We start from the raw sequence: 24,180 nt of genomic DNA, 5'->3' as shown, positions 1-24,180 counted from the left end.
AGTTATAATATACTATGTTCTTATATATTTTTGGGGAGGATTTATAGTGAATAAAGTATATGAATTTAAAAGTGCTGGAAAGTCTACAATTACTATTGATGGGAATTTTATCCGCATAAAAAGAAAAGGCTTTGTAAACCTTATGAATCATGGTTTAGATGGCGAAAAGACAATTGATATCAATACGTTAACTGGGGTACAAATGAAGCAGGCTGGATTTACTAGTGGATATATCCAATTTATTTTTATGGGGAGTAAAGAAAGCAAAGGTGGAGTATTTGCAGCTACAAAAGATGAAAATACAGTTATGTTTGTAAAAAAAGAGCAAAAAATGGCTGAAGAAATCAAAACATACATAGAAGGAATATTGTCAAATAAGGGGCAAACACAAGTGGCTGCAACTACAAGTGGTGCTGACGAAATATTAAAGTATAAAGAGTTGTTAGACCAAGGTATTATTACTGAAGAAGAATTCCAAGCTAAGAAAAAACAATTATTAGGTATATAGAGGGCACTCAGTTGAGTGCTTTTTTATTTTATGGATATCAACACATACACATCAAGCTAAAAATTCTTTGTGTTTTATACTAAGGAAATTTATTTTTATCATTTTGGTGAGGAACGTTTTCCTTAACCTGATAGCGATGGGGTGCCGCCAGCATTCCGAAAAAATCACGCTAAGCAAAAAATATAATAAGCTGTCGATATAGACAGCCCTTTACATAATTATCTTTATTGGAATCAAAATAAGCTTACACATCCAAGCTGTTGATGATAGCTAATATTTGATGATCTGTCCATTTGCCATTAATCCTTATATTTTCTTTCGCTATACCTTCTTTTTTAAATCCCACTTTTTCTAATACACGAATAGATGCTAAATTATCAAGCATCGCTCCTGCTTCAATTCTATGTAACTTTAATTCCCTAAAAGCAAAATCTACAACAAGTTGAAGAGCCTCTGTTGTATAGCCCTTTGCATTATGCTCCTTATCTAAAGTAAATCCCGTATAACAGCTTTGGAGGTCTCCCCTAACAATTTGAGTTAATGAAATGTCTCCAATCAGTTTATCATTTTCTCTTAAAAAGATTCCGAAAGGGTATACTTGCCCTTCAGCTGTCTTTTTTAGAGCTTGTTCAAGACGTATTTTTTGATGTTCTTCTGTATAAAAAACTTCTGGGAGCAACGGGCAAACTCGTTGAAAAAATTCGCGATTTCTAATATGTAAGTTAGCTAACTCGTTAGCATCAGCAGTTTTATAAAGCCGAATATAAATGTGCTTCCCTACTAGTTTCATAACATCCCTCCAACATTTTTATATGTCTAATGAGGAAAAAATATACCGTATACTATATACAGTTGGATATTATCAGGAATCATTTTGCACGAAAGAAAAGACACTCCATATGAGTGTCTTTTCCAATAGTTTTTAGCAGAAGCAAGAAGCTCCAACGATGATTAATAAAATGAATAACACAACTAATAAAGCAAAGCCTCCAGAAAAGCCACAACCGCCACAACTACCACCATAACCCATAATAGTTCCTCCTTTAGATAAGAAGGGAAAACTAAGGTTCACTCATGTATTTTAATGGATTCGTTTCATCTTATGTTTTTCCGCATTGATTGAGCAGGTCCTTTCGAAAACTATTCACATATTAACTATATTTTTAAAAATGAATAATTTAACTATAACAATAAATAGATAAGTTAATATAATGTATTAATTCTAAAAGAAGGGAGGAATAGCCATGCAATTAGTTTGTTTTAAAATAGTAAGTGGTCAGTATTTCTTGTTTGTAGAAGGTATTCAAATTCCTGTACCAATTCCAGCAGTTGCTGCAGCTTTATTAATTGGTTTAGGAGTAATTCCACTTTGTTCTTAATGTAAAGAATTCGGATCATTCCTAACTTTCAATTGGAAAAGCCTCAAGTATATGAATACTTGAGGCTTTCTTTATATCAAAGAAAAAACACCTTATAGCGCTTGAAGATCTCCTGATTTAATTAATGCGGCCGTTACATCATCACCGAAAGTATTGAGACAGAATACTTGCTCGTCTACCTTATCCATCACTGTAGCTTCACCTATCACGCCACCTTGAAGTTTAATAAAATAGTTATGTTCTTCTACAATTTTACTAAAATCTCTATTTGCCCATCTTTCAGTAATTGCTAATAGCTCTTCTTTGTTCTTGAAATTGTTTCCGTTTAGAATATTTCTTACTTTCTCTGCATTCTTTTTGGACATAGGGGTTGCTCCCTTTCCTTCACACGCTTTTACTTTTTGATGAGTCATGCTATGCATAGCTGAAATAACTTCTTCTTCAGTAGAAGTTACTGTAATGTGAAGTTGTGCATTTGAACCTTTCACTTCTGCTTCATTCGATAGTATGTCTTCTTTATTAACCTCTGCAAAAACATGGTCCTCACTCCCCATTGGGACTTCAGCAAACTGTAATATTCCATAAGTCATACCAGTTGCAAGTACTACTACCCCTATAATAGATGCTAGCCAATACGTTAGCTTCTTGTCCATCTTCATTTCCCCTGTCTTCGTTTAAATATCTTAACTAAATAATACCATATTTAATTCCTTTTTATTGAAGAGTCTCTAATTTCTACTATTTAAAAATATTCTCATCGTCTAATGTAATACGATATAATCATTTTATAATACAAAAAAATCATATTCTCATTCCCTATTTTTTGGAGGTGATTGTCTTGAATAAAAACATCAATCTACTTCTTCAAATAATAATTGGAATTATAATCATGATCGCACCTATTCTCATAACAGGATCTATATACGATGTCACTAAATCATTTGGTGAACTATTAGTGGCAGAACTTATTATAAGAACACTTTCTCTCATTATTGGACTTTTAGTTATTAGTACGGCTTTGCATCCTTATTCTCAAAAAGGATAATTATTGTACATACCAATTCTTATGTATAAAGACACCCAAAACAAGTGTTACGAAACAAATATAAAAAAGACATCTTTTCTAGGGAAAGATGTCTTTTTTATATAAACCTTAATGTTCGTTCTGTAAAATCCTCGCTGCCTTTACTCCTTCTTTCTCTTCTTTTAAGAATAACGATACGATAAATGCAACAATAATAAAGATTAACCCAAGTGCAAATGCACCTTGGAACCCTGACGTTAAACCGTTTAACTTCTCTACTGGATCCAGTGGATTTGCGGAGCTTTCCATATACTTAGTTGCTCCTGAAGACATTTTCGAAATAAAGATAGCTGTACCAATTGCACCAGCTACTTGTTGCAACGTACTAAATAGTGCTGTTCCGTGCGGATATAAATCTGGTGTTAATTGATTTAAACCGTATGTTTGTGCTGTCATGACAAACATGAGTCCAACCATTAATACGCTATGCATGACAATAATTTGTACCATTGATGTATCAGGAGTAATGCCTTTAAATAAGAACATTGCTATCCCTACTAAGACAATGCCGGGAACGATAATAACTTTCGGACTAAATTTATCAAATAGTTTACCTGCGATTGGTCCCATTATGGCGCTAATAACACTTCCCGGAAGCATGATAATTCCTGATTTAAAAGCTGTAACGAGTAAAACAGTTTGCAGGAACATCGGTAATAAAGTCATCGTTGAAAATAACGACATCATCACAATGACAATTAATCCAACTGATAATGTAAACATCGGAACTTTAAATGCTCGTAATTCTAAAATTGGATTCTCAATTTTCAATTGTCGAACGGCAAAAATACATAATGAGATAAGCCCAACAATTAAAGTGCCATACACTTTTGCATCGGACCATCCTAAATCACCCGATGCACTAAAGCTATACACAAGCCCGCCAAATCCTAATGTCGATAAAAGGATAGATGGGTAATCTACTTTTGGCCTTGTTAACTCTGAAACATTTTGAATGTACTTCATCCCAATCATAATGGAAATGATCACGATAGGAATAACAATATAGAATAACCAGCGCCAATTTAATGAATCCACAATTACTCCAGATAATGTAGGGCCAATTGCCGGAGCTGCCATCATCACGAGTGCGATTAATCCCATTGTCGCACCACGTTTTTCAGGTGGACAAATGATTAAAATCGTATTCATTAATAACGGTGTAATTAACCCCGTCGCTACAGCTTGGACGATACGGCCAATTAATAAAACGGAAAATGTCGGTGCGAATCCTGCAATTAATGTACCGACTAAAAACGTTACCATAGCGATCAAAAACATTTGTCTCGTTGTGAGCCATTGCTGAAGTAATGCTGTAATTGGTACTAAAACCCCAACTACTAACATGTATGCTGTAGAAAGCCATTGAATCGTTGAAGCCGTTACGTCAAATTCTTTCATTAATACCGTTAACGCATTTCCAAGTAATGTTTCATTTAATAATGCAACCATTGCACCTAAAAGTAATGCAATTAAAATGGGGGTATGTTTCAAATTAGAAGTATCAACTTTGCCACTTGTAGGGCTCTTAGTTGTCATATTCATTTACAGATTCTCCTCCTGTTTCTTACTTAAAAAACTTTAAATACACCAGAACACATGTAATATAATATACATATGTAGATTAAAAAGGGAGAATCAATTTTCAGCCACTGTATATTTAATCTACAAAAAAGGAGAATTGTAGATGAATGATAATGAAAAACAACTTGATTTACGTATTAGACGTACACATAAATTACTGTGGGATTCCTTATTTGAATTAATGACGCAATCAAAACAGAAATATAGTACGATTACGATTAACCAAATATGTGACCGCGCAATGGTACACCGAACAACCTTTTATAAACACTTCGAAGATAAAGATGCTTTATTAGCATTTGGATTTAAACGATATAGCAAGATGATTGCTGAAATACCGGTTTCAGATCGATTAAGTAAACCATTTCAAGTAATGGAACAATTTCTACACCATGAAGAAATCGGTAAAATATTAGAAACGCAAATGTCTGATGAACAATTTATTAACCGAACACAGCATTTAAGTCACGAAACGAGAAAACAAGAAATAGAAGCGTTAAATCAACTGCACAAAAATCATACGATGCCCAATGATTTAATCATTGAATTTTATTCAGGGGCAATCACCTCATTAAGCGCATGGTGGTTTAAAAGTGAAAGAAAAGTTTCTGCTGCTGAAATGGATAGGTATCTCCATCAACTTATTAATCGGGATATTTTTCAGTTTGAAAAGAAATAAGACTACACCTTTTCAATCATGCAATAAAGTGAAACTTTAATCAGCCCTCACCAATCGGACTTTTACGGACAGCCCGACCCCCACCTAACTTCTTTGCTTCCACTGAATTTTGAGGTGGGGGTCTTACTGCCCGTTAAAGCGGGATCAAATTGACCACAAAATAGGAATATGATATATTTTCCGTAGAATACTATATAAGTGTAACAGCGAATAAATTGGCATATAATAAAAAGAAGAGATGCGCTAACATCTCTTCCTTAACTGCTACCGTATAGGGTGGTGGTTATTATACGTTATTATTTTTACGAAACCCACCCTTTTGCTTTGGTCGGCGCGGAGTGGGTTTTTTGTTGTCCTTACCCAGAAGTTGCTTCCGCAAAAAATACGCTGAAACTTCACGTACAGTCGCTTTTACAAATTCTTTTACAAGGTCAAACAAAAACTCCATATTATCACCCCCTTTCCTTCCAAATGGAAAGAAGGGATAACCACCCACCCTCACAATATGCAGTTACATATATTTTATCAAATGATTGTAAAGATATTATGTAAACAAAACAAATGAAGTTTTACATAGAAAAATATGAGTTTATATTATTTTCATTCTCTTCAATTAGATTTTCTTTTTAGATGCTATCTTCAAATAAGGTAGCATCTAAAAAACGTTAAAAGGAATTTTCTCCCTAGTGTCTTCTTATATTTTATGTAATCTGCGTATTTAACCTTTTCTACGTTCTTTAATTACTTACTGAATATAGTCATACAGATTTTTCGCTAACAATAAACAAGTTACTGTAATGAAAAGAGCACGAACATACCCGCTTCCTTTTTTTATAGCGAATTTGGAGCCAACAATCCCTCCAGCAATTTGAGCAATCCCCATTATGAAGCCATACACATAGTTTACTTGTCCTACATACATAAACATCAACAATGCACCAACGTTACTTCCTAAATTAAGAAACTTCGCCGTACCTGCTGCTTTTAAAAAATCATACCCAATAAATAAAAGAGAAAACATTAAAAACGAACCTGTTCCAGGACCTAGAAATCCATCATAAAAACCAATAGCAAAAATAAAAAAGGTAAAAATAATGACGTGTCGACCAGATAATTTCTTATGAGTAGAAATACTACCCCAATCCTTTTTGAATATCGTATAAATAGCGACTGCACCAAGCATTACCAGCATCAATGGCTTCAGTACTTCTGGGTTCATTAAATGAACGGTCCATGCCCCTATTATGGAACCTATGAAAGTGATTGGAAATAATTTAAACGCCGATTTCAAATCAAGATTACCAGAACGATAAAACACAATATTACTAGTTGCACTTCCCATTGTCGATGCTAATTTATTCGTGGCTACTGCACTTGCTGGATTCAATCCTGTAAATAATAAAGCTGGTAAGGCAATGAGTCCACCACCACCTACAACTGAATCAATAAATGCAGCTACAAATCCAAAAACAATCAAAATCATTAATACAGATGGGTCTAAATAAAAATCCATACGAGTAGCCTCCCCCTTTAGTCACTATTGTAATAGTAACTATCAATTTGCTAAATGTAAACAGTTATTGTAACGTTGAAATATAAAAGCAAACATCGGAGGACGAAAAAAGTGGACTACATAGTGCAACAGCTTAAAAAAATTGGTTTCAATGAATATGAAGCTAAATCTTATGTATCTCTTGTTAAACAAGGGCCTGTCACAGCCTACCAAGTGAGTAAAGATTCGGGTGTCCCAAGAGCGCGAATTTATGAGATTTTAGGTAACCTTGTAGAAAAAGGAATTGTCATGAAGGAAGAAATAAATGACACCACTCGCTATTCACCTCTACCTGTTGAAATCTTTTTACAGAAGGCGCAAACAGAATGGCAGTCTACTTATGAAGGAATGAGTGATTCATTAAAAAAACTAGAAACTTCCGAGGAAAAAACGGATAATCGAGTGATTACTTTAAAAGACAATCAAACAATCATTAGCTATTGTCAGGCATTAATAAAAAAAGCAGAACGACGTATTGTCATTTCAATGTGGGATGAGATGTATGAAGCGTTAAAAGAAGATCTATCTGAAGTAGCTGATAAAGTTACAATACAAGGTATTACCCTGCATGTTGAAAATCCAATTAAAAATCTAGAAGCCCATCGCATAACACCTTATACAGAAACCTTGTCTACAGAACATTGGTTTATTTTATCGATAGATTCTAAAGAGATGATTTATGGACCATCACTTGAAGAGCGTAATATTGCTTTTTATACAGATGACCCCGTTCATATATACTTATTAGAGGATTACGTATGGCATGATGTTTTAGTGAATCGACTTGTCCGACGTAGCCAAGATGACTTGCAGCAATGGATCACTGCGGAGAGAAGATCTTTCTTTATGGGGAAATAAGGAGTATATTGAAGAGCAAATCAAAAAGTTTGCGTATTAAACCTAACAACTTCTCCTTATAAAAATAGCCAACTATTACATAATAGTCGGCTATTTTTATATAAATTTATACAGACACTGCCATTTTCCCTTTGCAAAATATTCCCATTAATGCAGCGATTAATGAGATAAACGCTTCTCCCACTCTTTCACCTTTTCAATTGTTACATCTAATTTTTTAGCTATTTCTTCTACACTCATTCCTTTAAAAAGCATTCCAGCTGCCGAAAGTGCTTTATCAATTTCTTCTTGCTTCTCTTGTTCATATAAACGACCTACTTTTGTCATCCGTAACCACTCCTTTACCTTTTTCGCGTAGTCTTCATCAATAAATTTATCTGTAGCTACAAGAATCCCAGCAATAACTTGAATTTGTTCTTGCTCATCGGAGATACACTTTGCTACTTCTATCGTTTTTTCAATTAAAATTTGTCTTTTCTCTCTACTATGCATAAGTGGTACAAGTATTAATTTCATGGTTTCTTCATCCGTCAAAGATTTTCCTTCTTCCATTTTTCTAATAATCTTTTGAAGAATGGCATCACCATTGTATTCATTTAGTAAAACCGCTTTAGAATTTAAACGTATACTACATACATCTATTTCTTCTATAGGATTCATTACCTCACTTGTATAAATAACTACGATTTGAATATCCGGTAACTCTTTCCTCTTATTATAGTAACGATACATAATTTGATTCCCATAATCCATATACTTCAAATGGTTTTCGAGGAAACGGGTATTACTTTCAATACTCTAACATTAAAATTGAACCATCTTCCATTTCAAATAAAGTATCTGAGCGCCTTTGATCTGCACGAACTCTCGAAAATTCATTTAGCAACAATTCTTTTATTCTTGGATAACCTTTTAACCCATATGCTTCAAGCCCTTTATCCCTATAACATTCACTTAAAAACTTCATCAGAATATCTTTATTATGATAAGAAATATCATTCCCTGCCAATAGCTAATCCCCCTTAACTATTAGTTACCATTTTCTTTATTATATAACTTATAAAATTAGCGTTACAACTTTCGTTCACATGCACATGCTATTTTCAAAACACCTTCCTCTCACTACTTCTCCCTCTCCACAAACCGCCCAAACTCCTTCAAAAACCTCAGCTTAAAACTCCCCACAGGCCCATTCCGATGCTTTGCCACATGAATCTCCGTCATCTCTTTCTGCATCGTTTCCTTATCGTAATAATCCTCACGATACATAAGCATAATCACATCCGCATCTTGCTCAATTTGTCCCGTCTCTCTTAAATCAGATAAAAGCGGACGCTTATCTTGCCGTGACTCTACAGAACGAGATAATTGCGACAGCGCTACTACACAAACATTTAAATCACGTGCTAATAACTTAAGCTTACGAGAAATCTCACTAATCTCTTGAAATCGATTGCCCTTATGCTTCGGATCGCCCGTAATAAGCTGCAAATAATCTACAATAATTAAAATCTTTTTATCACCGTGCTTCCTCTTTAACTTACGAGTTTGCATCCAAATATCTTGTACCGTAACACCTGCATTGTCGTAAATCTCAAATGGCAACTCACCAATCTCCGCAAACGCCTTACTTACCTTCTCCCAATCTTCCATCGCAAAACGATGCTTCGGATTTTTCAGCCTGCCTCCTGACACTTCACCTACACAAGAAGCCATCCTTTTTAACAATTGCTTACTACTCATCTCTAACGAAAACAATCCAACCGCCGCTCCAGACTTCGCCGCATGCAGTCCAACATTTAACGCAAACGCAGTCTTTCCCATAGAAGGGCGCGCACCAAGGACAATAAAATCACCTTCCTGCAATCCGCACGTCATCTTATTTAGCGATGTATAACCAGTCTCAATACCTGTAATTTCTTTCACATCTTGATGAAGCTCTTCATACAAACCAACTAACGCATCCTTCAAATCAAACTCACATACGCAGTCCTTTTCCTCTAACTCACAAAGTGCCGTAATCGTCTCACCAATAACTTTCTCATTCTTCTCCGCAATAAGACGCTCTCCCATCTTGTGCCCGAGAACACCCGCCTGATACATTTTCCAGGCACCTCGAACAAGCCCCTCATAATAAGAAAAGTTACTAGTCGCAGGCACACCATCCATTAATCCTATAAAATACTCCATTCCCCCGATCCCCTTCAAAAAATTCGGATCTACTCTAGAAATGAACGTCACAAGATCAATCGGTTGCCCCTCCTCTTCCATTTTTCGCATTAACTGAAATATAGACTTGTGCACGGGCATAGAAAAATAGTGCTCCGTCAAACGGCACTCCTTAATAAGCTCTCCATCAAGTAATAAAGAACCTAGCACCGTCTTTTCCGCCTCTACATTTTGAATACTCATGGCCGCCACCCGCGTTCCGCTAAAAAGCGCTGCAACTCTTCCTCTGACGGCTTATTCTTCTCCCACTCCTCACACTTCGCCAAAAAATTCTCCGTCTCTCCGCTACTAACAGACGACTCCTTCTTTCGAAACCTTTCCGTATCCGCCTCAACCTCAGACACTTTCGTAAATCCTTTCCCGTGCCATCCCCTCAAAATCCCCTTCACATAAGCCATCTTCCGATTTTTATTCTCATACGAAATTTGAAGGGCCTTCAGCACAAGCTCCTCTGACAAATCATTCATCCACGCATTCAATTCCTCTACCGTATACGGAGACAAACTACCAAAATGTTGCTCATAAAACGTGAACACCTTACTTCCCGTTTCCTTCTCTATCCCCTCTTCTTCCACTGTTTCCTCGCAAACTGGATTAACATCATCCATATCCATATCACTAGGCATACCGAAATGTGCTAAAAGCATCGGAACATTCAGCTCCTCCTCCGCACACTTCTGAAGAAACATATGTACAAACTCCTTATTCTTCACACCCTTCAGCTCACGGAGCACACACTTCTCCACATTCGTATTCGTCACAGGATTATAACGAAGCCAATTTAAAATGAATAACTCCCGCGTCTCCACATCATAAAGGATCTTTCCATAATCAATGAAGCGCTGCAAAAGCTTATCAACAGTCTCCCGGTTATAACCCGTCTCCATCTCAGCTAACCGCTTCGGAAAAGGAAAAATCCCACACTGCGTCGTCTTCGAACAAGTTAACAAATAAATATAAAAATACCGCTCCTCCGGCGTCAAATCCAATACAAAATCATCCTGCCAAAAATTCACCTGCACATTACGATACACCGCCATCCTAATTCCTCCTGTCTCCATTCAAAAATGAAAAATCCCTCTTTGTACTATATATAGAAAGGAGGGCCAGGTTTTTGGCGTGTTATTTCAAAATTTTTTTCGACGCCTACTACGGTGTTTGTTGTTGTTTTTGTTTTTGTTGTGTTTTTTCTTAGTGATTTATTACTTGGTAGGGGCTTGTAAGGGGCTTAGGAGGGGTTAGTTATCGGTTACTTCGATTAGGAAGACTCGATCTGAGAAGCCACCTCTTTCTTCTGCCTTCTTTTTGCGGATGTTGTTGATTTCTTTTAGTGTTGTGCCTTCGTGTTTGGTTAGGGGGTTTATTAGTTTTAGGAGGTTTGATAGTTCTTCGAGTTTGTAGGGTTTTGTTTTTACTTCTAGGTATTCGGTTAGTTCTTCTTGTGTTTTTTTTCAAAGTTCTTTTATGTATTCGTCTTCGGGTAGAATTCTTGTTATGGGTGTTTTTCCATTGGTTTTTATTATTTGTGGGATTTTGTTTCGGATTAGTTTGTTGTAGGTTGGCATGGGAATTCGAATAATGGAGTTCAGAATTTTTTGATGATATCCTCTATATCGCTTTGAGGTGTATCAAAATAGTTTGTTATCTCCTGTATTAAATGGAGAAATTCTTTCACGGTAACTGGAACATCATGATGAGTTGGATTTCCCTTCCTTATATCCTTTCACATCGCTGCATCCATTCTTTTAACGATCCTATCTTAATTTTATACTTTGAACAGATTTATTGGAGTATACGTTCTCCTGTTTTATAAGCAAGTAACACTTCCTTTTTAAACTTCATAGAGTATGGGTTTTTGACATAGAAAAAAACTTTAAGGTAGACAAGTTTTTATTTTTTAATCTGTCTACCTTAAAGGGAACATATCAATTTGTCGATGTGACCTTTCTAATTTAGTAAGAACACAGAATACTATACATCTCGACCACATTATCCCGCTAGATGTATACGGTAGTAATGACGCTTCAAATTTCCAATTATTATGCGAAAGGTGCAACACTTCTAAAGGAGCAAGATTTACAACCACCAGCTTAGTAAGCACTCCTGTTTGGAATTTGTAAATATCGTTCTAATTCACTAATAATGCTCTCTAATCATCGTCATATCCTCTTTTTATTTTCTAATAAATAAGGCCATATCAAAAGCAAGCATCCCCCGATGCCATTTTGATACAGCCTTATTTACTACTGCTCTTTAATCATTTTAAGGACATGCTGGTATTAAAAACTTACTCTACCTACAAAACATTACCATCCTTTAAATAATCATAAAGCTTATTATCCATCGATTTCTCCATAATCATGTTCATCGTAACAACCGGTAGTTCTTTTCCATTTTTATCTTGCATTTCAGTTTGTTCTACACTTGCTTTATCAGGTCTCGCTTTTCCTAAATAGTAAAAGTCGCTTCCCTCGTCATCATCTTTTTTCACAAAAATATGGACGTCAATATTATTTTCTTTAGCATCAATAATTGTTTGAACTTCCTTTGATTTTAATGTTCTATTACTTCTTGTATACCATTTAAGAACATCTTGATTAAGGAATTCATCACCATAGTCCACACTGGATTCTACCTCATCATTTTTATGGTATGTGATAAATATTGGACAAGTATAGTACTTTGTCTTATAACCATACATAGTTGAGCTCTCATCATTATGCCAATTTAAAAGTTTACAAACATCTTTTCTTGAGTATTTTTTATATACAGTAAGGTTACTATCACACTCATAGTTTTTGCTCTTTTCCCTTGCACTTTTAATAATGTCCATAACCATACGCTTAAAGTATTCATTTTGTTCTAAGCTTTTTCGGATAGAATCATTAAACATATACGCCTTATCGTCCTGTAAAGAGAGAATTGGCTTTTCTCCATATTTCTTTTGGCTGTTTTGCAAGAAAAATTCTAATTCAAAAATTCGTTGTACAGAAGTAATCGTATCATCATCTGTTAAGCAATTAGATTCTTCAAGTTGCTTTATATACTCATCTTTATCAACTTTTTCTTGCTTTAGTAACAATTCTAATAAAACAATTTCGTTTTTACGTTTTCCATTCAATACTTCCAATGAAAACATCGTTAAAACTTTATTTTCGTACTCTGTTAAGGCAGGGACATCTTCTTTCATTTTCAATAAGAACTGATAATAGTTCGAATATCCTTCTGCCAGTACAACTGGATCAATAGAATGGTTTACTATAAAGTCATATAGATATGGAGTTCTTCCTATTCTATTTTTCAACTCAGCAAAAGCTTCCTTTAATACTTTCATTGCTGTTAAATTACTATTATTAATCGCTTTAAAAATTTGCTTTTTCGCTATCTCTTCAAAGTTAACTGTTGAAATACCTTTAATATAACTCGTATCATTTGTATATCTACGTATATTGTCTTTATTTTGTGATCTATCTCCTGAAAGGGCGATTGGAATTAAATAGTTGTTTTTATAATTTCCAATAAAATCAATGATTGTAACAAAATCTTTCGAGTCGTGTTTTCGAAGTCCACGCCCCAGTTGCTGTATAAAGATAATACTTGATTGAGTTTGTCTCAACATAACAACTTGGTTCACACTTGGAATATCAATTCCTTCATTAAAAATATCTACCGTTAGAATATAATCCAGTATGCCATTTTCTAATTGATTCACTCGCAGTTCTCTTTCCTCTTGGGAATGATCACCGGTTAATGCAAATGTGCGAAAACCTCTATTATTTAAGGCATATGATAATTGTTCTGCCTCATCTTTTCGGCTGCAAAACATTAATCCTGTTACTTTCTCACCAGAATAACCATAGTATTTTACTTTTTCAACTACATGATCCACTCGCTCTTCCGTAACAAGTTTAGATAAAGCAGTTGTGTCATCTATCTTTTCACCATTATATTCAAAATCAGTAACTCCGAAATAATGAAAAGGACAAAGCATATCTTCTTCAAGTGCTTCTTGCAAACGAATTTCATAAGCAATATTGTAGTCAAATAGCTCATAAATATTAAAGTTGTCTGTACGTTCAGGTGTAGCAGTCATTCCCATTAAAAATTTCGGTTTAAAATAATCAATAACCCTATGATAAGAACTAGCACCAGCTTTATGAACTTCATCTATTAAAATATAATCGAATAGCTCAGGATCAAATTGGTGTAAAGTGGCCTCTTTTGAAATAGTTTGGATCGTCGCAAATAAATATTTAGCATGCACTTGCTTATTTGATCCTGATAAAATCCCAAAATCCTCATCGGCTCCGCCAAGAACCTTTTGAAAATCTGATTTTGCTTTATTTAATATTTGCTCTCGGTGAACAATAAACAGCATCCGTTTAGGTGCAAAATTTCTAACATCAAATGCTGAAAGATATGTCTTCCCCGTTCCTGTTGCGGAAATGACTAAGCCTTTTGCTTCTCCAGCGTCTCGAATAGCTTGTATTTCTTTTAATGCAGCTTGTTGCATTTTATTTGGCGTAATTTTCAACGCTTCTTCAATTGCATTATGATATTGACCAGGTAATTCTATAACTCGATCTAGCAACTTATTTTCTGCAACTTGTTCATATATTGTTTCGTAATTTGCAATCAACTCTTCAGTTAAAATTTGGGAATTTCCCCAGACTTCTTCAAATTGTTTTTTAAAATGCTGTACTATCTCTCCATCTTCATGCGATGTTAACTTGACGTTCCATTCATAGTTTACCTTCAAAGCATGCGCAGTCAGATTTGAACTACCGACAATTAATGAACAATGTGTTTTATTATCAAATATGTACCCCTTTGAATGAAAACCAGATAAGTTTGTTAATCTTACTTCTACATTTTCAAGTTTCATTAATTCTCTAAACACTTTTGGTGTATTAAAATTTAAAAATGTAGATGTTAATATACGTCCTTTAATCCCTTTTTGTTTAAGATCAAGGAAATGTGACTTTAAAGTCGCTAGCCCACTTTCCGTAATAAAAGCCACCGAAAAAATAAAGGCTGTACTATTTTCAAGCTCTTCCAGCAATGAGCTTAAAACATTTTCATTTTTCTTCGTATTGTTTACTAATAATTTAGGCTTATATATTCCAGGATGATTATGTTTTTGATTAATAAATCCTTTATATAAAGACCCTTCTAACTTTTGAATGAAATTCTCCATATGATCACCATTTATGACAAATTTTTATACTAATTGTATTACTCACTGATTTAAAGTGCAAATTTATTACAATAAAAAAACTATCCGCATAAAACGAATAGTTTTTAATCAAATTACTTTACAAGCGATTCTTTTGATAATTTCTCAATAGTTGGGATATCCGCAGGTGCCCATTCTAAAGCTGCTAGTTCATTCGGATATAACCATTTAATTGCTACGTGCTCAGTTAGAACCGGACTTCCTTCAACAAGTTTACAATAGAAAGTTTTCAAATGAACAATACCAAAATCATACTCATAGGCTGTATAATCAATTTGCTCACCAATCTGCACGCTACAATGCATTTCTTCATCAATTTCACGCTTTAACGCCTCTTGAGGTGTTTCTCCCTCTTCTATTTTCCCACCTGGAAATTCCCACATAAGAGGTAGCGATTTAGATGGCCCTCTTTGTGCACATAAAATTTTCTCATCTTGGACAATTACTGCTCCAACAACATAAATATTTTTTTTCATTATGTCCTCCTTAAATCTCACAGAAACTCTATACTTTATGTTTCCACACTTTATAGACTGAAAAATGCCTTGTATATCTTTTAACGACTAATATATTTTTAATCAGTAAGCTAGATTTTATCTAACCCTATCTAGCCCTTTTAATGTCATTAGCCTAACACTCTCATCTCTTTTATATTATATAGAAGTAACTACAAAAATAAAGCCCGATTGAATACTTCCCTCTTAATTCTCTTTTTTCAGCATTTCCTCATACCTAAAATCACATTGCTCCAACAACAACCTACTCTCCCCACTATCCTTATAATAAGAATTCCAACCCCGCTCCCTCAAAATCCCCTTCCAACTATCACTCTCAACCATCCTCTTAATCACACTATCCCAATAAGCAACCTCTTCCTCTGTCATATCTTTCGGTCCCATAATTCCTTTCCAGTGCTGGAAGATGACGTCGATCCCTTGTTCTTTCCATGTTGGGATTTCTGGTAGTCGGTCTAGCCGTTTTGGTGCGGATACGGCTAGTATTTTTATTTTGCTGGCTTTGTATTGTTTTTCGGCTTCGGATAGGGTCATGGTTGCGGCGCTGATTTGTTTGTTCGTTAGGGCGTTTATGATTTTTTCTTTGTTTTCGTAGACGAAGAATTGTAGTTCGGCAGGTTTTATGCCGAATGCTTTGCTTACTTGTACGAATGATAGGTGATCGTCGTTTCCTAGGCCTGGTGCAACGCCGATTTTGAAGTTTTTCTTGTCTTGTTTTAGTTGTTCCATTAGTTGATTTGCGTTTTCTATGTTTGATTCTTTTGATACGACAACAACTTCCCAGTCCGATGCGAGTGTCGCGAGCAGCGTGAAGTCTTTATATGTTAGTTTACTGTGGCCTAGTAGGTTGTTCGTTATGAGTAAGCTTGAGTTAATCGCCAGTACGTGACCGCCTTTTTGTTTCGTATATTTCCATCCGACATCACCGCTGCCGCCTACTTTATTTGTGACTGTGATTGGTTTTGTGAAGATTTTTTCTTCTGTGAGCGTTTTTTGCATCGCCCGCGCTGTTAAGTCCCAGCCTGCTCCTTGAACGTTCGGCGCAACGATTTCTACTTTGTCGATGTTCACTGTATTCGTATGGGATTTTTCCGAGGAACAACCAGCTATTACTCCTGTCATGATCCATATACATAGTAATAATCGCTTCTTCATAGTCCTCGTCCTATTCGATATTTTCGTTCTGGTCGTCCGATAATGCCGTATGTGTAATCTACTGTGCATTCGTTTGTCGCTACTAAGTATTCTAAATATCTTCTTGCGGTTGTTCTGGAGGCCCCCATTTGTTCTCCCATTTCTTCTATTGTAATGCCCTCTTCGAATCCTTTTATAATCCCTTTCACTTTTTGTAGTGTTAACGGGTCCACACCTGTCGGTAAGTTTTTTATGTCTTGTGTTTGCGAAATGCCGAAGAAGTTATCGATAAGTGCTTGATTCACTTCATTGTTACTATGTAATAGTTGCTTCTTTCTTTTATAGTCTTCAATGGTGCGAACGAATTTTTCTAACGTGACCGGTTTTATAAGGTAGTTACTTACGCCGTTTCGAATTGCTTTTTCTAGCATATGGTTTTCATTTGCCGCAGTAACCATAATAACGTCAACGTTTGGAAAGGCTGCATGGATTTTCGGCAATAAGTCCGTACCGATCCCATCTGGTAAATAATTATCTAATAGAAGTAAATCGATTTCTTCCCTTTGTAGTAATTCCATCGTTTCTTTCGCGTTCAATGCTTTTCCAATCACTTTTACGTCTTTTATTTTTGATAAAAACTCTTCCTGAATTTGCTCGACGCGGAAATCATCTTCTGCAATTGCAACCTTCAACATATGCCCATCCCCCCTGTTTGTCATGTACTTTCTTTCAATGTTTTCGGAAGGTAAATTGTAAAAATCGCTCCCCCGTTTTTCTCGTTTTGAATTTCAATTGTTCCCTGGAGTAGTTCTACCATTTCTTTTACGTTCGCTAGCCCGTAACCACGCTCATTTCCTTTCGTTGAAAATCCTTTTTGAAAAATGGTCGTGATTTTTTCAACTGGTATCCCTGCTCCACTATCTATTACTTCAAACACAATGTCGTGCCCAATATCCGTAACAAAGAAGGAAACATTCTTTTCCTCTCGTTCATTCACCGCATCAAATGCATTGTCGATTATGTTTCCAAGGATCGTAATAAGGTGCGAAACTTTTATATGATCTGGTAACGGTTGAAGCGCACTATCACCTTCAATATGAAAATCAATTTTCTTCTCAGACGCTGTTCCGATTTTCCCCAATAAAATAGCTTGTACTTTTGCATCAAGAATTTGATGGAATAAAATATGATTTTGGCTTTGATGAATATTAGATTCTTGCTGGATAAATTCAATCGCTTCTTTGTAATGCCCTAACTGAAGTAATCCTGATAAAACAAAAAGTTTATTTGTAAATTCATGCGTTTGAGCACGTAAGTCCTCTGAATACTTTCTTACCTCAGATATTGTGTTCACTAAGTTTTGCAGTTCTGTTTTATCTCTAAAACTACATACAACGCCTACCGTACTGTTATTTTCGAGTATTGGTGTCCTATTTAAAATAAACACTTTATCTTGAAACGCGATTTCTTGATCGTTTTCTAGTACTCTCTCCATATGAAATTCTGGTAAAACTTTTGAAATGTGCCGCTGCATATAATCATCATGTACATGCAGCATTTCTTCTGCCGAGGTGTTCATCATCGTGATAAGGCCATTTTGATCAATGGCGATAATTCTTTCTTTTATAGATAGTAGTATTGCACTTCGTTCCCGGTATAGCGCTGCGATTTCATTCGGCTCTAAACCGAGTGTATCTTTACGAATACTACGTGCTAAAAGAATGCCACCAATGATTCCAGCTAGTAATACACCTAAGGAAAAGAGGATAATTTCTTTCGTTCTGCTTAATATGTTATATTCGATACCTTTTATTGAAAACTCTACTGTTACAACGCCTACTACTTGATCGTAGTCTTCGTTATGAACAATAATAGGTGCCTTTGCCATTAAGGCTAGACCACTTTCACCATTTCCTTCAAGCGTATAGTACCCTCCAAAAGTGAGTGCCTCATAGTTATACGGGTTGTTACTCTTTGTTCCAATCAACTCAGAATTAGAATGGGAATACATAACCCCATAGCGATCTTCCACAATTACATAATCCGCACCAGCTTGCTCACGAACTTGTTCCGCAATGGATTGAATGCTACTTTTATGTTCGTTATATTGAAAAGCATCTTTTATAGCTGGCATAAAAGAAAGAGATTTAGCCGTTTGCAGTGCTAGCTGTTCCACTTGACGTTTCGTATCAACGGACTGAATGTAAACAAATATTCCTGCTAATAGGAGAACGACAAATAAAATTAACGTAATAATTAAGCTTACTATTTTCGTTTGCAATGATACTTTGCGTGATTTCTTCATATTTCATATCCTTTGATAAAATATTCAAAACTATCAATCTCCTTTTTCTATTATTATGACAAAACTGAAAATGAAGCAACTATTAAAAATATCCATGTACATAAAGTACAAAAAGAATAAAATTGTCATAATATTGAGATTTAAAATAAAGAACAGTACAATTCAAATACAATGAACACGCTTTCGTATATACCTTTTATTACTAAGCAAGAGGAGGAATTAGTATGGCTCAAGCAAAATCTAACCGAGTCGCCGGCAATATCTTTAAAGGTTCTGTCGGCAATTTAATTGAATGGTACGACTGGTACGTTTACTCTGCTTTTGCTGTTTATTTTTCAGCAGAGTTCTTTCCTAAAGGTGATCCAACGAGTCAATTACTGAACACAGCAGCTATTTTCGCAGTTGGATTTTTAATGCGCCCTATCGGCAGTTTGCTAATGGGACGATATGCAGATCGGCACGGACGCCGGGCAGCATTAACTCTTTCCATTACGGTTATGGCCGGTGGTTCTTTAATTATCGCCTGTACACCTAGTTACGAAAGCATTGGGATTATGGCGCCGATCATCTTAGTTCTTGCCCGTTTATTACAAGGATTATCACTTGGCGGAGAGTATGGGACTTCCGCAACATATTTATCTGAAATGGCTAGTAGTGGCCGCCGTGGTTTTTATTCAAGTTTTCAATATGTAACGCTCGTTGCTGGACAAATGGTTGCGTTAGGCGTTCAAATTGTTCTTCAACAATTACTAAGCGAACCAGATATGAAAGCTTGGGGATGGCGTATTCCGTTCATTATTGGAGCAATGGGCGCAGTAGCTGTATTATGGCTTCGCCGCACGATGGATGAGTCGGAGCAATTCTCAAACATAAAATCACAAAAACGCGAAAGCGCAGGAACCATTAGCGCTCTTATGAAACATCCGAAAGCTGTATTAACAGTAGTCGGCCTAACATTAGGCGGCACTGTCGCATTTTATACGTACACAACATATTTACAAAAGTTCATGGTAAACACAGTCGGCCTTCCGAAAGAAGTTGTAAGCTGGATTAACTTTGTCGCACTACTTATATTCGTCGTACTTCAACCGATTGCAGGACTACTATCCGATAAAATCGGACGCCGTCCACTATTAATGGCTTTCGGTATTCTCGGAACGTTACTAACAGCACCGATCTTCTTCTTCATGGAAAAAACGACAGAACCAATCGTAGCATTTTTACTCATGATGGTCGGCCTCATTATCGTTACTGGTTACACATCAATTAACGCAATTGTAAAAGCCGAACTCTTCCCAACTGAAATTCGCGCACTTGGCGTAGGTTTACCATATGCACTAACAGTTGCGATATTCGGTGGAACAGCTGAGTTCATCGCATTATGGCTAAAGAGTATCGGAATGGAATCACTATTCTACTTCTACGTAGCTGGATGTATTGCAATCAGCTTTATTACGTATTGGCGTATGGATGAGTCATCGAAGACTTCGCAGATTGAGGCGGAGCTTGGTGGTGGGGATACACTAGCTAGTAATAAATCTAGTTAAAATTATGTATTCTATGTTCTTCGTTTATCTGAACTCGATTTGCTTTATATAAAAAGCATAATTCATTCATATATAATTTAAAAACCTCTACTTATATGTAGGGGTTTTTGTATGACGAAAAAACACGTATTATCGATAATTGCAAAAAGCCGGAGATTTTGCCAATGTAGAATCCATTGGTACTCACACCATGCGAAAAACCTTCGGCTATTGGTTCTATAAACAAACAAAAGATGTTGCTATGTTACAAGAAATTCTTAACCATAGCACACCACACATCCCCCTGAAATATATTGGAATTAATAAAGAAGAAAAAGATAATATTCTTGATACATTTCAAATTTAATTCACTTAAAATTACTATTTCAATCATCATAAAAAAGACCTTTTATTTTAAAATAAAAGGTCTTTTTTTATAAACATATATGTATTAAGATTTATATTTTTTTACTGTACAAGGAATAGTTACAATGTACAAATCTATAGCATAGATTGTAACCCAGATACCTTTACCTTCAGCTTCTAACTTTTTATCTAGTTGAGACAAATGCTCTGAAACTTTTCTTTTTCCCCATCTTCTAGGAAACCATTGAAAAACCTTAGGAACATTATATTTTTTATTATACCAAGTATTCAATCTCCAAAAAATGAAAAAAACCAAAACAATAATTATGATACGAAAAATATCAGAATATGAAATTCCTAAAACCATATTATATTTTCTCCATTTCCACTAAAACTCAGATAATTTACTTCTTAATTCTAATTCATCCTCTGTTTCGAAACCCTTAAATAATAAATGAATTATTTGATTATGATTAAAAAACACATTATATTCTTTTGATAAATTACCATGAGGATATGGACAAGAAACATAATCGCATAATTTATTATCAGCTTGTTGTTGCTTTCTTCCATAAATCATAAGAGGTTGATTAATTTCTTCTATAAGAGCTACAGAACCAATTGGTAATAATTAGCCTCCAATTGGAAAATAAGGGACAAACAAGGACAATCTACTCAGCTACCCTAAGATTTTAATGGTTTAATATTTTGATTTTCAAGTTTTCCTTCACAAATTCCTGTTAACACTGATAATAAGAAAAACAGGCCGTAACGAGCGATCAATTTGATCATAAAGGTCATACGCTTCGCCAAGTGGAACATCCGAATCATGTGGCTGTTCACCCTGTAACAATTACTAACAGCAAGTAGAAAACGTTTGGATAAATAAAAAGCAAATAAATTATTAAAAGATTGTAACCCCTACTATAAGAAATACTATTATTACTAAAGGAAGAATGATAATCATAAAGGATATTATTATTGTTAATAATGCTTTCCATGCTGAAAATTGGTGTGCTTCCCCTAAACATTTTAAGGAAATAATGATTGTCCAAATTCCAATAACTATATCAATTATGGCAAAAATAAGAAACAAAATCGTTAAAGTTATGCTACTATCCATTTCCGGTGTCTCACTCGTAAAGTTTTCTATCCCAAACAAGAAAAATGAAGGCACCCAAACTAATATAAGAGAATAAACGTAAGGGATATAAGAATAGGCAACTGAGTAACGTGTTTTTTCAAATATACCTTGTCCACCAAGTTTTTTTGCCACCCAATTAAATAACGCTGGTAGCAAAAAATAATAAATTAAGAAAGCAACGAAGGTACCGAATATAACCATTGAGATTATTGAAACTGGACTACTTATTGAATCCCCCACATTTTTAGAAGATGCTCGATCTAAAGTCTGTACGAATGAGCCTAGTAAAATGAGTAAAAACACATTCTTAGGTTTGGATATAAAAATTTCTTTCATTGTATCACGTGGTTTTATCCAAATGGAGAACCAAGGATTAAGTGCACGTTTAAATTGATTTTCTGGAGTTTCCATATAAAAAACATTCCCCTTTCTTAAAACATATTAAATGTAAATCCCTAATTATCCCAATTTTGTACATATAAATATTAAAGCATAAATAGTCGATTATTTAATTTCATCTGAAACTTAGGGGGAGTGCTTCTTAGCAATTACCTCTATATTTTCTTACATTTTTAACTATGGGCTGATTAGTTACTTTCATTTTTGAGTACCTCACATTCTTTAATACACGGGATAAACAGCTATAATCTTATCATCAATAAGAACAAACCTAATTTCCATTCCTTCAGATGTTTTACCAGAATATAATCTTCCACTTATACATCTTTTATTGCTATAAGCCTCGTGAATGGCTTCCATAAGAAGAATGCAATTATACACTTGAAATGCAACAAATCCTCTTTAAAAGCCTATACATATTTTCCCTCCATCTTCTATATGCTTACGTAAATAATAATACTTATGGAGTTCTATAATCATATAAAACAAAGCAAACGAAAACACTGTGCATGCAGACATAAATACAATTGCCCCCATCTGTTGTGTTGCAATGCTAAGAATTATATTAGCAATTAACTGCCCCAATCCCGCTGCAATAGCTGCTACTTTTACACCACCAGTTTCTTTCGATGATTTTGATTTTTTTCTTGGTTCCTGAAGTTTTTCAATATGATTTTTATAAAAATGATACAAAGCGAAACTATACAAACCAAATGAAAGAATAAAATAGATGGGAGTTTGTAATTGTAACACTTCATAAGCATATTTTTGAGTTATAACCAATAATCCGACTGAACATATGGTGCCATATACTCCTCGAAATAGAGTGTATTGTAATTGTCGTTTCCGAGGATTGATAGCAATCCATATCGCCCACAAATTTAAAAAAACAACTGGAGGAGTTACTATATATACATAGAGTAATTGAAAAGGATTCGCGAATGCAGGCAAAAGAACAAACACGTCTGCCCCCAAAAGGACAAGAACAATTACGTGGACTCTTATTTCATTTACAGCATAAAGAGCCATATAATATTCAAAAGCTTTTTTATTAAAATCTGTATTTTTTTTCATGTGAATTAAACCACCCCGCTACTGTTGACCAAGTTTTTTTCATTTCCCCTTTAATACATAATGAGTAAAATATGAATCGGTTAATTTTACTAAACATATTACGAGATTTTGTCGCGAATTTTCAAACATCAAATCTTTTTATTGAATATTAGCATATAATCAATTCTAATCATGAAACATTCTACCTTTTATAATGATTTTGGATAAGTTATAAATAGTCTCTACCTATTAATATTGTATAATTCAATAAATTTGTTAAGACTGTCTTCTAATCTCTTAATTGTGTTTGGATACTTTTTTGAATAACCCTCGCACATTTTTTTAAAATAATGATAAAGTGTTTGATAATTAATTATTACCTCATCACCACTGTATAATACAAATTCTACCCCTTCAAATGAATCTCCATTGGCAATATCATACTCATCCAAATCTCCTGGAAAAGTACATGCGCCATATTCCTCTCCAAATCCTACTCCTTCACAAACTGAATTGATTACCTTTAAAAATCTTTCATCATCTACCATATTAAACACTGCTTGTATAGGAAAATGGGTTAAATCTAGTAAATCCTCATCTTTTAATCTAAATTCTCTTTGCATACATAT

Annotated in this window: 26 protein-coding genes and 4 pseudogenes; 8 read left to right on the top strand and 22 right to left on the bottom strand. The window is 34.9% G+C overall.

Annotated elements, in window-relative coordinates; all coding sequences use genetic code 11:
- Positions 1–46: 46 nt before the first annotated feature.
- On the top strand, positions 47–508 hold the full coding sequence (locus NZ044_RS05110) for a DUF4429 domain-containing protein (RefSeq protein ID WP_001045577.1): 462 nt from the start codon (positions 47–49) through the stop codon (positions 506–508).
- A 244-nt stretch (positions 509–752) separates the two neighbouring features.
- Here NZ044_RS05110 and NZ044_RS05105 read toward each other — a convergent pair whose 3' ends face one another.
- Together NZ044_RS05105 and NZ044_RS05100 are read right to left on the bottom strand one after the other, a co-directional pair.
- Complete coding sequence (locus tag NZ044_RS05105) at positions 753–1,298, bottom strand: GNAT family N-acetyltransferase (RefSeq protein WP_044783246.1); 546 nt, start codon at positions 1,296–1,298, stop codon at positions 753–755.
- Between the two features lie 132 nt (positions 1,299–1,430).
- Positions 1,431–1,538 carry a YjcZ family sporulation protein gene (locus tag NZ044_RS05100; protein ID WP_000540375.1) on the bottom strand — a complete coding sequence of 36 codons (108 nt, stop codon included), beginning with the start codon at positions 1,536–1,538 and terminating at the stop codon, positions 1,431–1,433.
- Positions 1,539–1,752: 214 nt separating this feature from the next.
- Here NZ044_RS05100 and NZ044_RS05095 point away from each other — a divergent pair, with 214 nt between their 5' ends.
- The gene (locus NZ044_RS05095; protein ID WP_001177693.1) at positions 1,753–1,887 is read left to right on the top strand and encodes a hypothetical protein; all 135 of its coding nucleotides are present in this window, start codon (positions 1,753–1,755) and stop codon (positions 1,885–1,887) included.
- Between the two features lie 92 nt (positions 1,888–1,979).
- Here NZ044_RS05095 and NZ044_RS05090 read toward each other — a convergent pair whose 3' ends face one another.
- A complete protein-coding gene (locus tag NZ044_RS05090; RefSeq protein ID WP_000358712.1) occupies positions 1,980–2,540 on the bottom strand; it encodes a PRK06770 family protein in 561 nt (186 codons plus the stop codon).
- A gap of 185 nt (positions 2,541–2,725) precedes the next feature.
- On the opposite strand from NZ044_RS05090, the gene NZ044_RS05085 reads away from it, so the two are divergent.
- Positions 2,726–2,932: a hypothetical protein gene (locus NZ044_RS05085; protein ID WP_098506558.1), complete on the top strand. Its 207-nt coding sequence runs from the start codon at positions 2,726–2,728 to the stop codon at positions 2,930–2,932.
- 108 nt (positions 2,933–3,040) lie between these two features.
- Here NZ044_RS05085 and NZ044_RS05080 read toward each other — a convergent pair whose 3' ends face one another.
- On the bottom strand, positions 3,041–4,516 hold the full coding sequence (locus NZ044_RS05080) for an MDR family MFS transporter (protein ID WP_098506559.1): 1,476 nt from the start codon (positions 4,514–4,516) through the stop codon (positions 3,041–3,043).
- A 142-nt stretch (positions 4,517–4,658) separates the two neighbouring features.
- Between NZ044_RS05080 and NZ044_RS05075 the strand changes: the two genes are divergently transcribed.
- Positions 4,659–5,234 carry a TetR/AcrR family transcriptional regulator gene (locus NZ044_RS05075; RefSeq protein WP_098506560.1) on the top strand — a complete coding sequence of 192 codons (576 nt, stop codon included), beginning with the start codon at positions 4,659–4,661 and terminating at the stop codon, positions 5,232–5,234.
- 286 nt (positions 5,235–5,520) lie between these two features.
- Here the strand turns inward: NZ044_RS05075 and NZ044_RS05070 are convergent, their stop codons facing one another.
- Entirely contained in the window at positions 5,521–5,682 is a 162-nt protein-coding gene (locus NZ044_RS05070; RefSeq protein WP_172583214.1) for a hypothetical protein, read from the bottom strand.
- Positions 5,683–5,979: 297 nt separating this feature from the next.
- Complete coding sequence (locus tag NZ044_RS05065) at positions 5,980–6,747, bottom strand: TSUP family transporter (RefSeq protein ID WP_000348451.1); 768 nt, start codon at positions 6,745–6,747, stop codon at positions 5,980–5,982.
- Between the two features lie 111 nt (positions 6,748–6,858).
- On the opposite strand from NZ044_RS05065, the gene NZ044_RS05060 reads away from it, so the two are divergent.
- The gene (locus tag NZ044_RS05060) at positions 6,859–7,644 is read left to right on the top strand and encodes a TrmB family transcriptional regulator (protein WP_000384626.1); all 786 of its coding nucleotides are present in this window, start codon (positions 6,859–6,861) and stop codon (positions 7,642–7,644) included.
- A 159-nt stretch (positions 7,645–7,803) separates the two neighbouring features.
- On the opposite strand, the pseudogene NZ044_RS05055 reads toward NZ044_RS05060, so the two are convergent.
- The 5 genes and pseudogenes from NZ044_RS05055 to NZ044_RS30805 all read right to left on the bottom strand — a co-directional run.
- Positions 7,804–8,653: pseudogene (locus NZ044_RS05055) on the bottom strand (transcriptional regulator).
- A 113-nt stretch (positions 8,654–8,766) separates the two neighbouring features.
- The gene (dnaB, locus tag NZ044_RS05050; RefSeq protein WP_118961912.1) at positions 8,767–10,056 is read right to left on the bottom strand and encodes a replicative DNA helicase; all 1,290 of its coding nucleotides are present in this window, start codon (positions 10,054–10,056) and stop codon (positions 8,767–8,769) included.
- Positions 10,053–10,913: a DnaD domain-containing protein gene (locus NZ044_RS05045; protein ID WP_086390190.1), complete on the bottom strand. Its 861-nt coding sequence runs from the start codon at positions 10,911–10,913 to the stop codon at positions 10,053–10,055. The genes dnaB and NZ044_RS05045 overlap by 4 nt, the downstream gene beginning before the upstream one ends.
- A 198-nt stretch (positions 10,914–11,111) precedes the next feature.
- A pseudogene (locus tag NZ044_RS05040) lies at positions 11,112–11,438 on the bottom strand (nucleoside triphosphate pyrophosphohydrolase).
- 23 nt (positions 11,439–11,461) lie between these two features.
- Positions 11,462–11,578: pseudogene (locus NZ044_RS30805) on the bottom strand (MerR family transcriptional regulator); the annotation flags it as partial.
- 217 nt (positions 11,579–11,795) lie between these two features.
- Between NZ044_RS30805 and NZ044_RS05035 the strand changes: the two are divergent.
- Complete coding sequence (locus tag NZ044_RS05035) at positions 11,796–11,993, top strand: HNH endonuclease (protein WP_080018653.1); 198 nt, start codon at positions 11,796–11,798, stop codon at positions 11,991–11,993.
- Positions 11,994–12,169: 176 nt separating this feature from the next.
- On the opposite strand, the gene NZ044_RS05030 is transcribed toward NZ044_RS05035, so the two are convergent.
- The 5 genes from NZ044_RS05030 to NZ044_RS05010 all read right to left on the bottom strand — a co-directional run bounded on the left by NZ044_RS05030 (position 12,170) and on the right by NZ044_RS05010 (position 19,063).
- The gene (locus NZ044_RS05030) at positions 12,170–15,070 is read right to left on the bottom strand and encodes a DUF3427 domain-containing protein (protein ID WP_074789482.1); all 2,901 of its coding nucleotides are present in this window, start codon (positions 15,068–15,070) and stop codon (positions 12,170–12,172) included.
- A 113-nt stretch (positions 15,071–15,183) separates the two neighbouring features.
- Positions 15,184–15,585: a (deoxy)nucleoside triphosphate pyrophosphohydrolase gene (locus tag NZ044_RS05025; protein WP_000739609.1), complete on the bottom strand. Its 402-nt coding sequence runs from the start codon at positions 15,583–15,585 to the stop codon at positions 15,184–15,186.
- Positions 15,586–15,810: 225 nt separating this feature from the next.
- The gene (locus NZ044_RS05020; RefSeq protein WP_000746639.1) at positions 15,811–16,779 is read right to left on the bottom strand and encodes a tripartite tricarboxylate transporter substrate binding protein; all 969 of its coding nucleotides are present in this window, start codon (positions 16,777–16,779) and stop codon (positions 15,811–15,813) included.
- Positions 16,776–17,453, bottom strand: a complete 678-nt coding sequence (locus NZ044_RS05015) for a response regulator (RefSeq protein ID WP_098506692.1) — start codon at positions 17,451–17,453, stop codon at positions 16,776–16,778. The genes NZ044_RS05020 and NZ044_RS05015 overlap by 4 nt, the downstream gene beginning before the upstream one ends.
- A 20-nt stretch (positions 17,454–17,473) precedes the next feature.
- Positions 17,474–19,063: an ATP-binding protein gene (locus NZ044_RS05010; protein WP_098506693.1), complete on the bottom strand. Its 1,590-nt coding sequence runs from the start codon at positions 19,061–19,063 to the stop codon at positions 17,474–17,476.
- A 224-nt stretch (positions 19,064–19,287) separates the two neighbouring features.
- On the opposite strand from NZ044_RS05010, the gene NZ044_RS05005 reads away from it, so the two are divergent.
- Positions 19,288–20,610: an MFS transporter gene (locus tag NZ044_RS05005; RefSeq protein ID WP_000035836.1), complete on the top strand. Its 1,323-nt coding sequence runs from the start codon at positions 19,288–19,290 to the stop codon at positions 20,608–20,610.
- 139 nt (positions 20,611–20,749) lie between these two features.
- Positions 20,750–20,956, top strand: a pseudogene (locus NZ044_RS05000) (tyrosine-type recombinase/integrase); the annotation flags it as partial.
- A gap of 84 nt (positions 20,957–21,040) precedes the next feature.
- Here NZ044_RS05000 and NZ044_RS04995 read toward each other — a convergent pair.
- From NZ044_RS04995 to cdiI, 6 genes are all read right to left on the bottom strand, one after another.
- Entirely contained in the window at positions 21,041–21,322 is a 282-nt protein-coding gene (locus NZ044_RS04995) for a hypothetical protein (protein WP_000242739.1), read from the bottom strand.
- A gap of 21 nt (positions 21,323–21,343) precedes the next feature.
- A complete protein-coding gene (locus NZ044_RS04990) occupies positions 21,344–21,535 on the bottom strand; it encodes a DUF4176 domain-containing protein (RefSeq protein WP_000639126.1) in 192 nt (63 codons plus the stop codon).
- A 104-nt stretch (positions 21,536–21,639) separates the two neighbouring features.
- A complete protein-coding gene (locus tag NZ044_RS04985) occupies positions 21,640–21,786 on the bottom strand; it encodes a hypothetical protein (RefSeq protein WP_000620647.1) in 147 nt (48 codons plus the stop codon).
- Between the two features lie 73 nt (positions 21,787–21,859).
- A complete protein-coding gene (locus NZ044_RS04980; RefSeq protein ID WP_118961911.1) occupies positions 21,860–22,510 on the bottom strand; it encodes a Yip1 family protein in 651 nt (216 codons plus the stop codon).
- A gap of 390 nt (positions 22,511–22,900) precedes the next feature.
- Complete coding sequence (locus NZ044_RS04975) at positions 22,901–23,572, bottom strand: hypothetical protein (protein ID WP_340949592.1); 672 nt, start codon at positions 23,570–23,572, stop codon at positions 22,901–22,903.
- A gap of 221 nt (positions 23,573–23,793) precedes the next feature.
- Positions 23,794–24,174 (bottom strand): ribonuclease toxin immunity protein CdiI, encoded by a 381-nt coding sequence (gene cdiI / locus NZ044_RS04970; RefSeq protein WP_001188530.1) that lies wholly within the window; start codon positions 24,172–24,174, stop codon positions 23,794–23,796.
- Positions 24,175–24,180 lie beyond the last annotated feature (6 nt).

Source organism: Bacillus sp. FSL K6-1338 (genome assembly GCF_038006965.1).
Taxonomy (GTDB): Bacteria; Bacillota; Bacilli; order Bacillales; family Bacillaceae_G; genus Bacillus_A; species Bacillus_A thuringiensis_S.
The sequence above is the reverse complement of the archived record's forward strand: the minus strand, read 5'-3'. Positions and strand labels throughout refer to the sequence as shown.

Excerpts from the sequence above, each read along its gene's own strand:
- NZ044_RS04995 (WP_000242739.1), bottom strand. The coding sequence starts at position 21,322 with ATGGTTTTAGGAATTTCATATTCTGATATTTTTCGTATCATAATTATT.
- NZ044_RS04990 (WP_000639126.1), bottom strand. The coding sequence starts at position 21,535 with ATGATTTATGGAAGAAAGCAACAACAAGCTGATAATAAATTATGCGAT.
- NZ044_RS05025 (WP_000739609.1), bottom strand. The coding sequence starts at position 15,585 with ATGAAAAAAAATATTTATGTTGTTGGAGCAGTAATTGTCCAAGATGAG.
- NZ044_RS05020 (WP_000746639.1), bottom strand. The coding sequence starts at position 16,779 with ATGAAGAAGCGATTATTACTATGTATATGGATCATGACAGGAGTAATA.
- NZ044_RS05010 (WP_098506693.1), bottom strand. The coding sequence starts at position 19,063 with ATGAAGAAATCACGCAAAGTATCATTGCAAACGAAAATAGTAAGCTTA.
- NZ044_RS04980 (WP_118961911.1), bottom strand. The coding sequence starts at position 22,510 with ATGGAAACTCCAGAAAATCAATTTAAACGTGCACTTAATCCTTGGTTC.
- NZ044_RS05100 (WP_000540375.1), bottom strand. The coding sequence starts at position 1,538 with ATGGGTTATGGTGGTAGTTGTGGCGGTTGTGGCTTTTCTGGAGGCTTT.
- cdiI (WP_001188530.1), bottom strand. The coding sequence starts at position 24,174 with ATGCAAAGAGAATTTAGATTAAAAGATGAGGATTTACTAGATTTAACC.
- NZ044_RS04985 (WP_000620647.1), bottom strand. The coding sequence starts at position 21,786 with ATGATTCGGATGTTCCACTTGGCGAAGCGTATGACCTTTATGATCAAA.
- NZ044_RS05105 (WP_044783246.1), bottom strand. The coding sequence starts at position 1,298 with ATGAAACTAGTAGGGAAGCACATTTATATTCGGCTTTATAAAACTGCT.
- NZ044_RS05065 (WP_000348451.1), bottom strand. The coding sequence starts at position 6,747 with ATGGATTTTTATTTAGACCCATCTGTATTAATGATTTTGATTGTTTTT.
- NZ044_RS05015 (WP_098506692.1), bottom strand. The coding sequence starts at position 17,453 with ATGTTGAAGGTTGCAATTGCAGAAGATGATTTCCGCGTCGAGCAAATT.
- NZ044_RS05095 (WP_001177693.1), top strand. The coding sequence starts at position 1,753 with ATGCAATTAGTTTGTTTTAAAATAGTAAGTGGTCAGTATTTCTTGTTT.
- NZ044_RS05075 (WP_098506560.1), top strand. The coding sequence starts at position 4,659 with ATGAATGATAATGAAAAACAACTTGATTTACGTATTAGACGTACACAT.
- NZ044_RS05070 (WP_172583214.1), bottom strand. The coding sequence starts at position 5,682 with ATGGAGTTTTTGTTTGACCTTGTAAAAGAATTTGTAAAAGCGACTGTA.
- NZ044_RS05080 (WP_098506559.1), bottom strand. The coding sequence starts at position 4,516 with ATGAATATGACAACTAAGAGCCCTACAAGTGGCAAAGTTGATACTTCT.
- NZ044_RS05005 (WP_000035836.1), top strand. The coding sequence starts at position 19,288 with ATGGCTCAAGCAAAATCTAACCGAGTCGCCGGCAATATCTTTAAAGGT.
- dnaB (WP_118961912.1), bottom strand. The coding sequence starts at position 10,056 with ATGAGTATTCAAAATGTAGAGGCGGAAAAGACGGTGCTAGGTTCTTTA.
- NZ044_RS04975 (WP_340949592.1), bottom strand. The coding sequence starts at position 23,572 with ATGAAAAAAAATACAGATTTTAATAAAAAAGCTTTTGAATATTATATG.
- NZ044_RS05090 (WP_000358712.1), bottom strand. The coding sequence starts at position 2,540 with ATGGACAAGAAGCTAACGTATTGGCTAGCATCTATTATAGGGGTAGTA.
- NZ044_RS05030 (WP_074789482.1), bottom strand. The coding sequence starts at position 15,070 with ATGGAGAATTTCATTCAAAAGTTAGAAGGGTCTTTATATAAAGGATTT.
- NZ044_RS05045 (WP_086390190.1), bottom strand. The coding sequence starts at position 10,913 with ATGGCGGTGTATCGTAATGTGCAGGTGAATTTTTGGCAGGATGATTTT.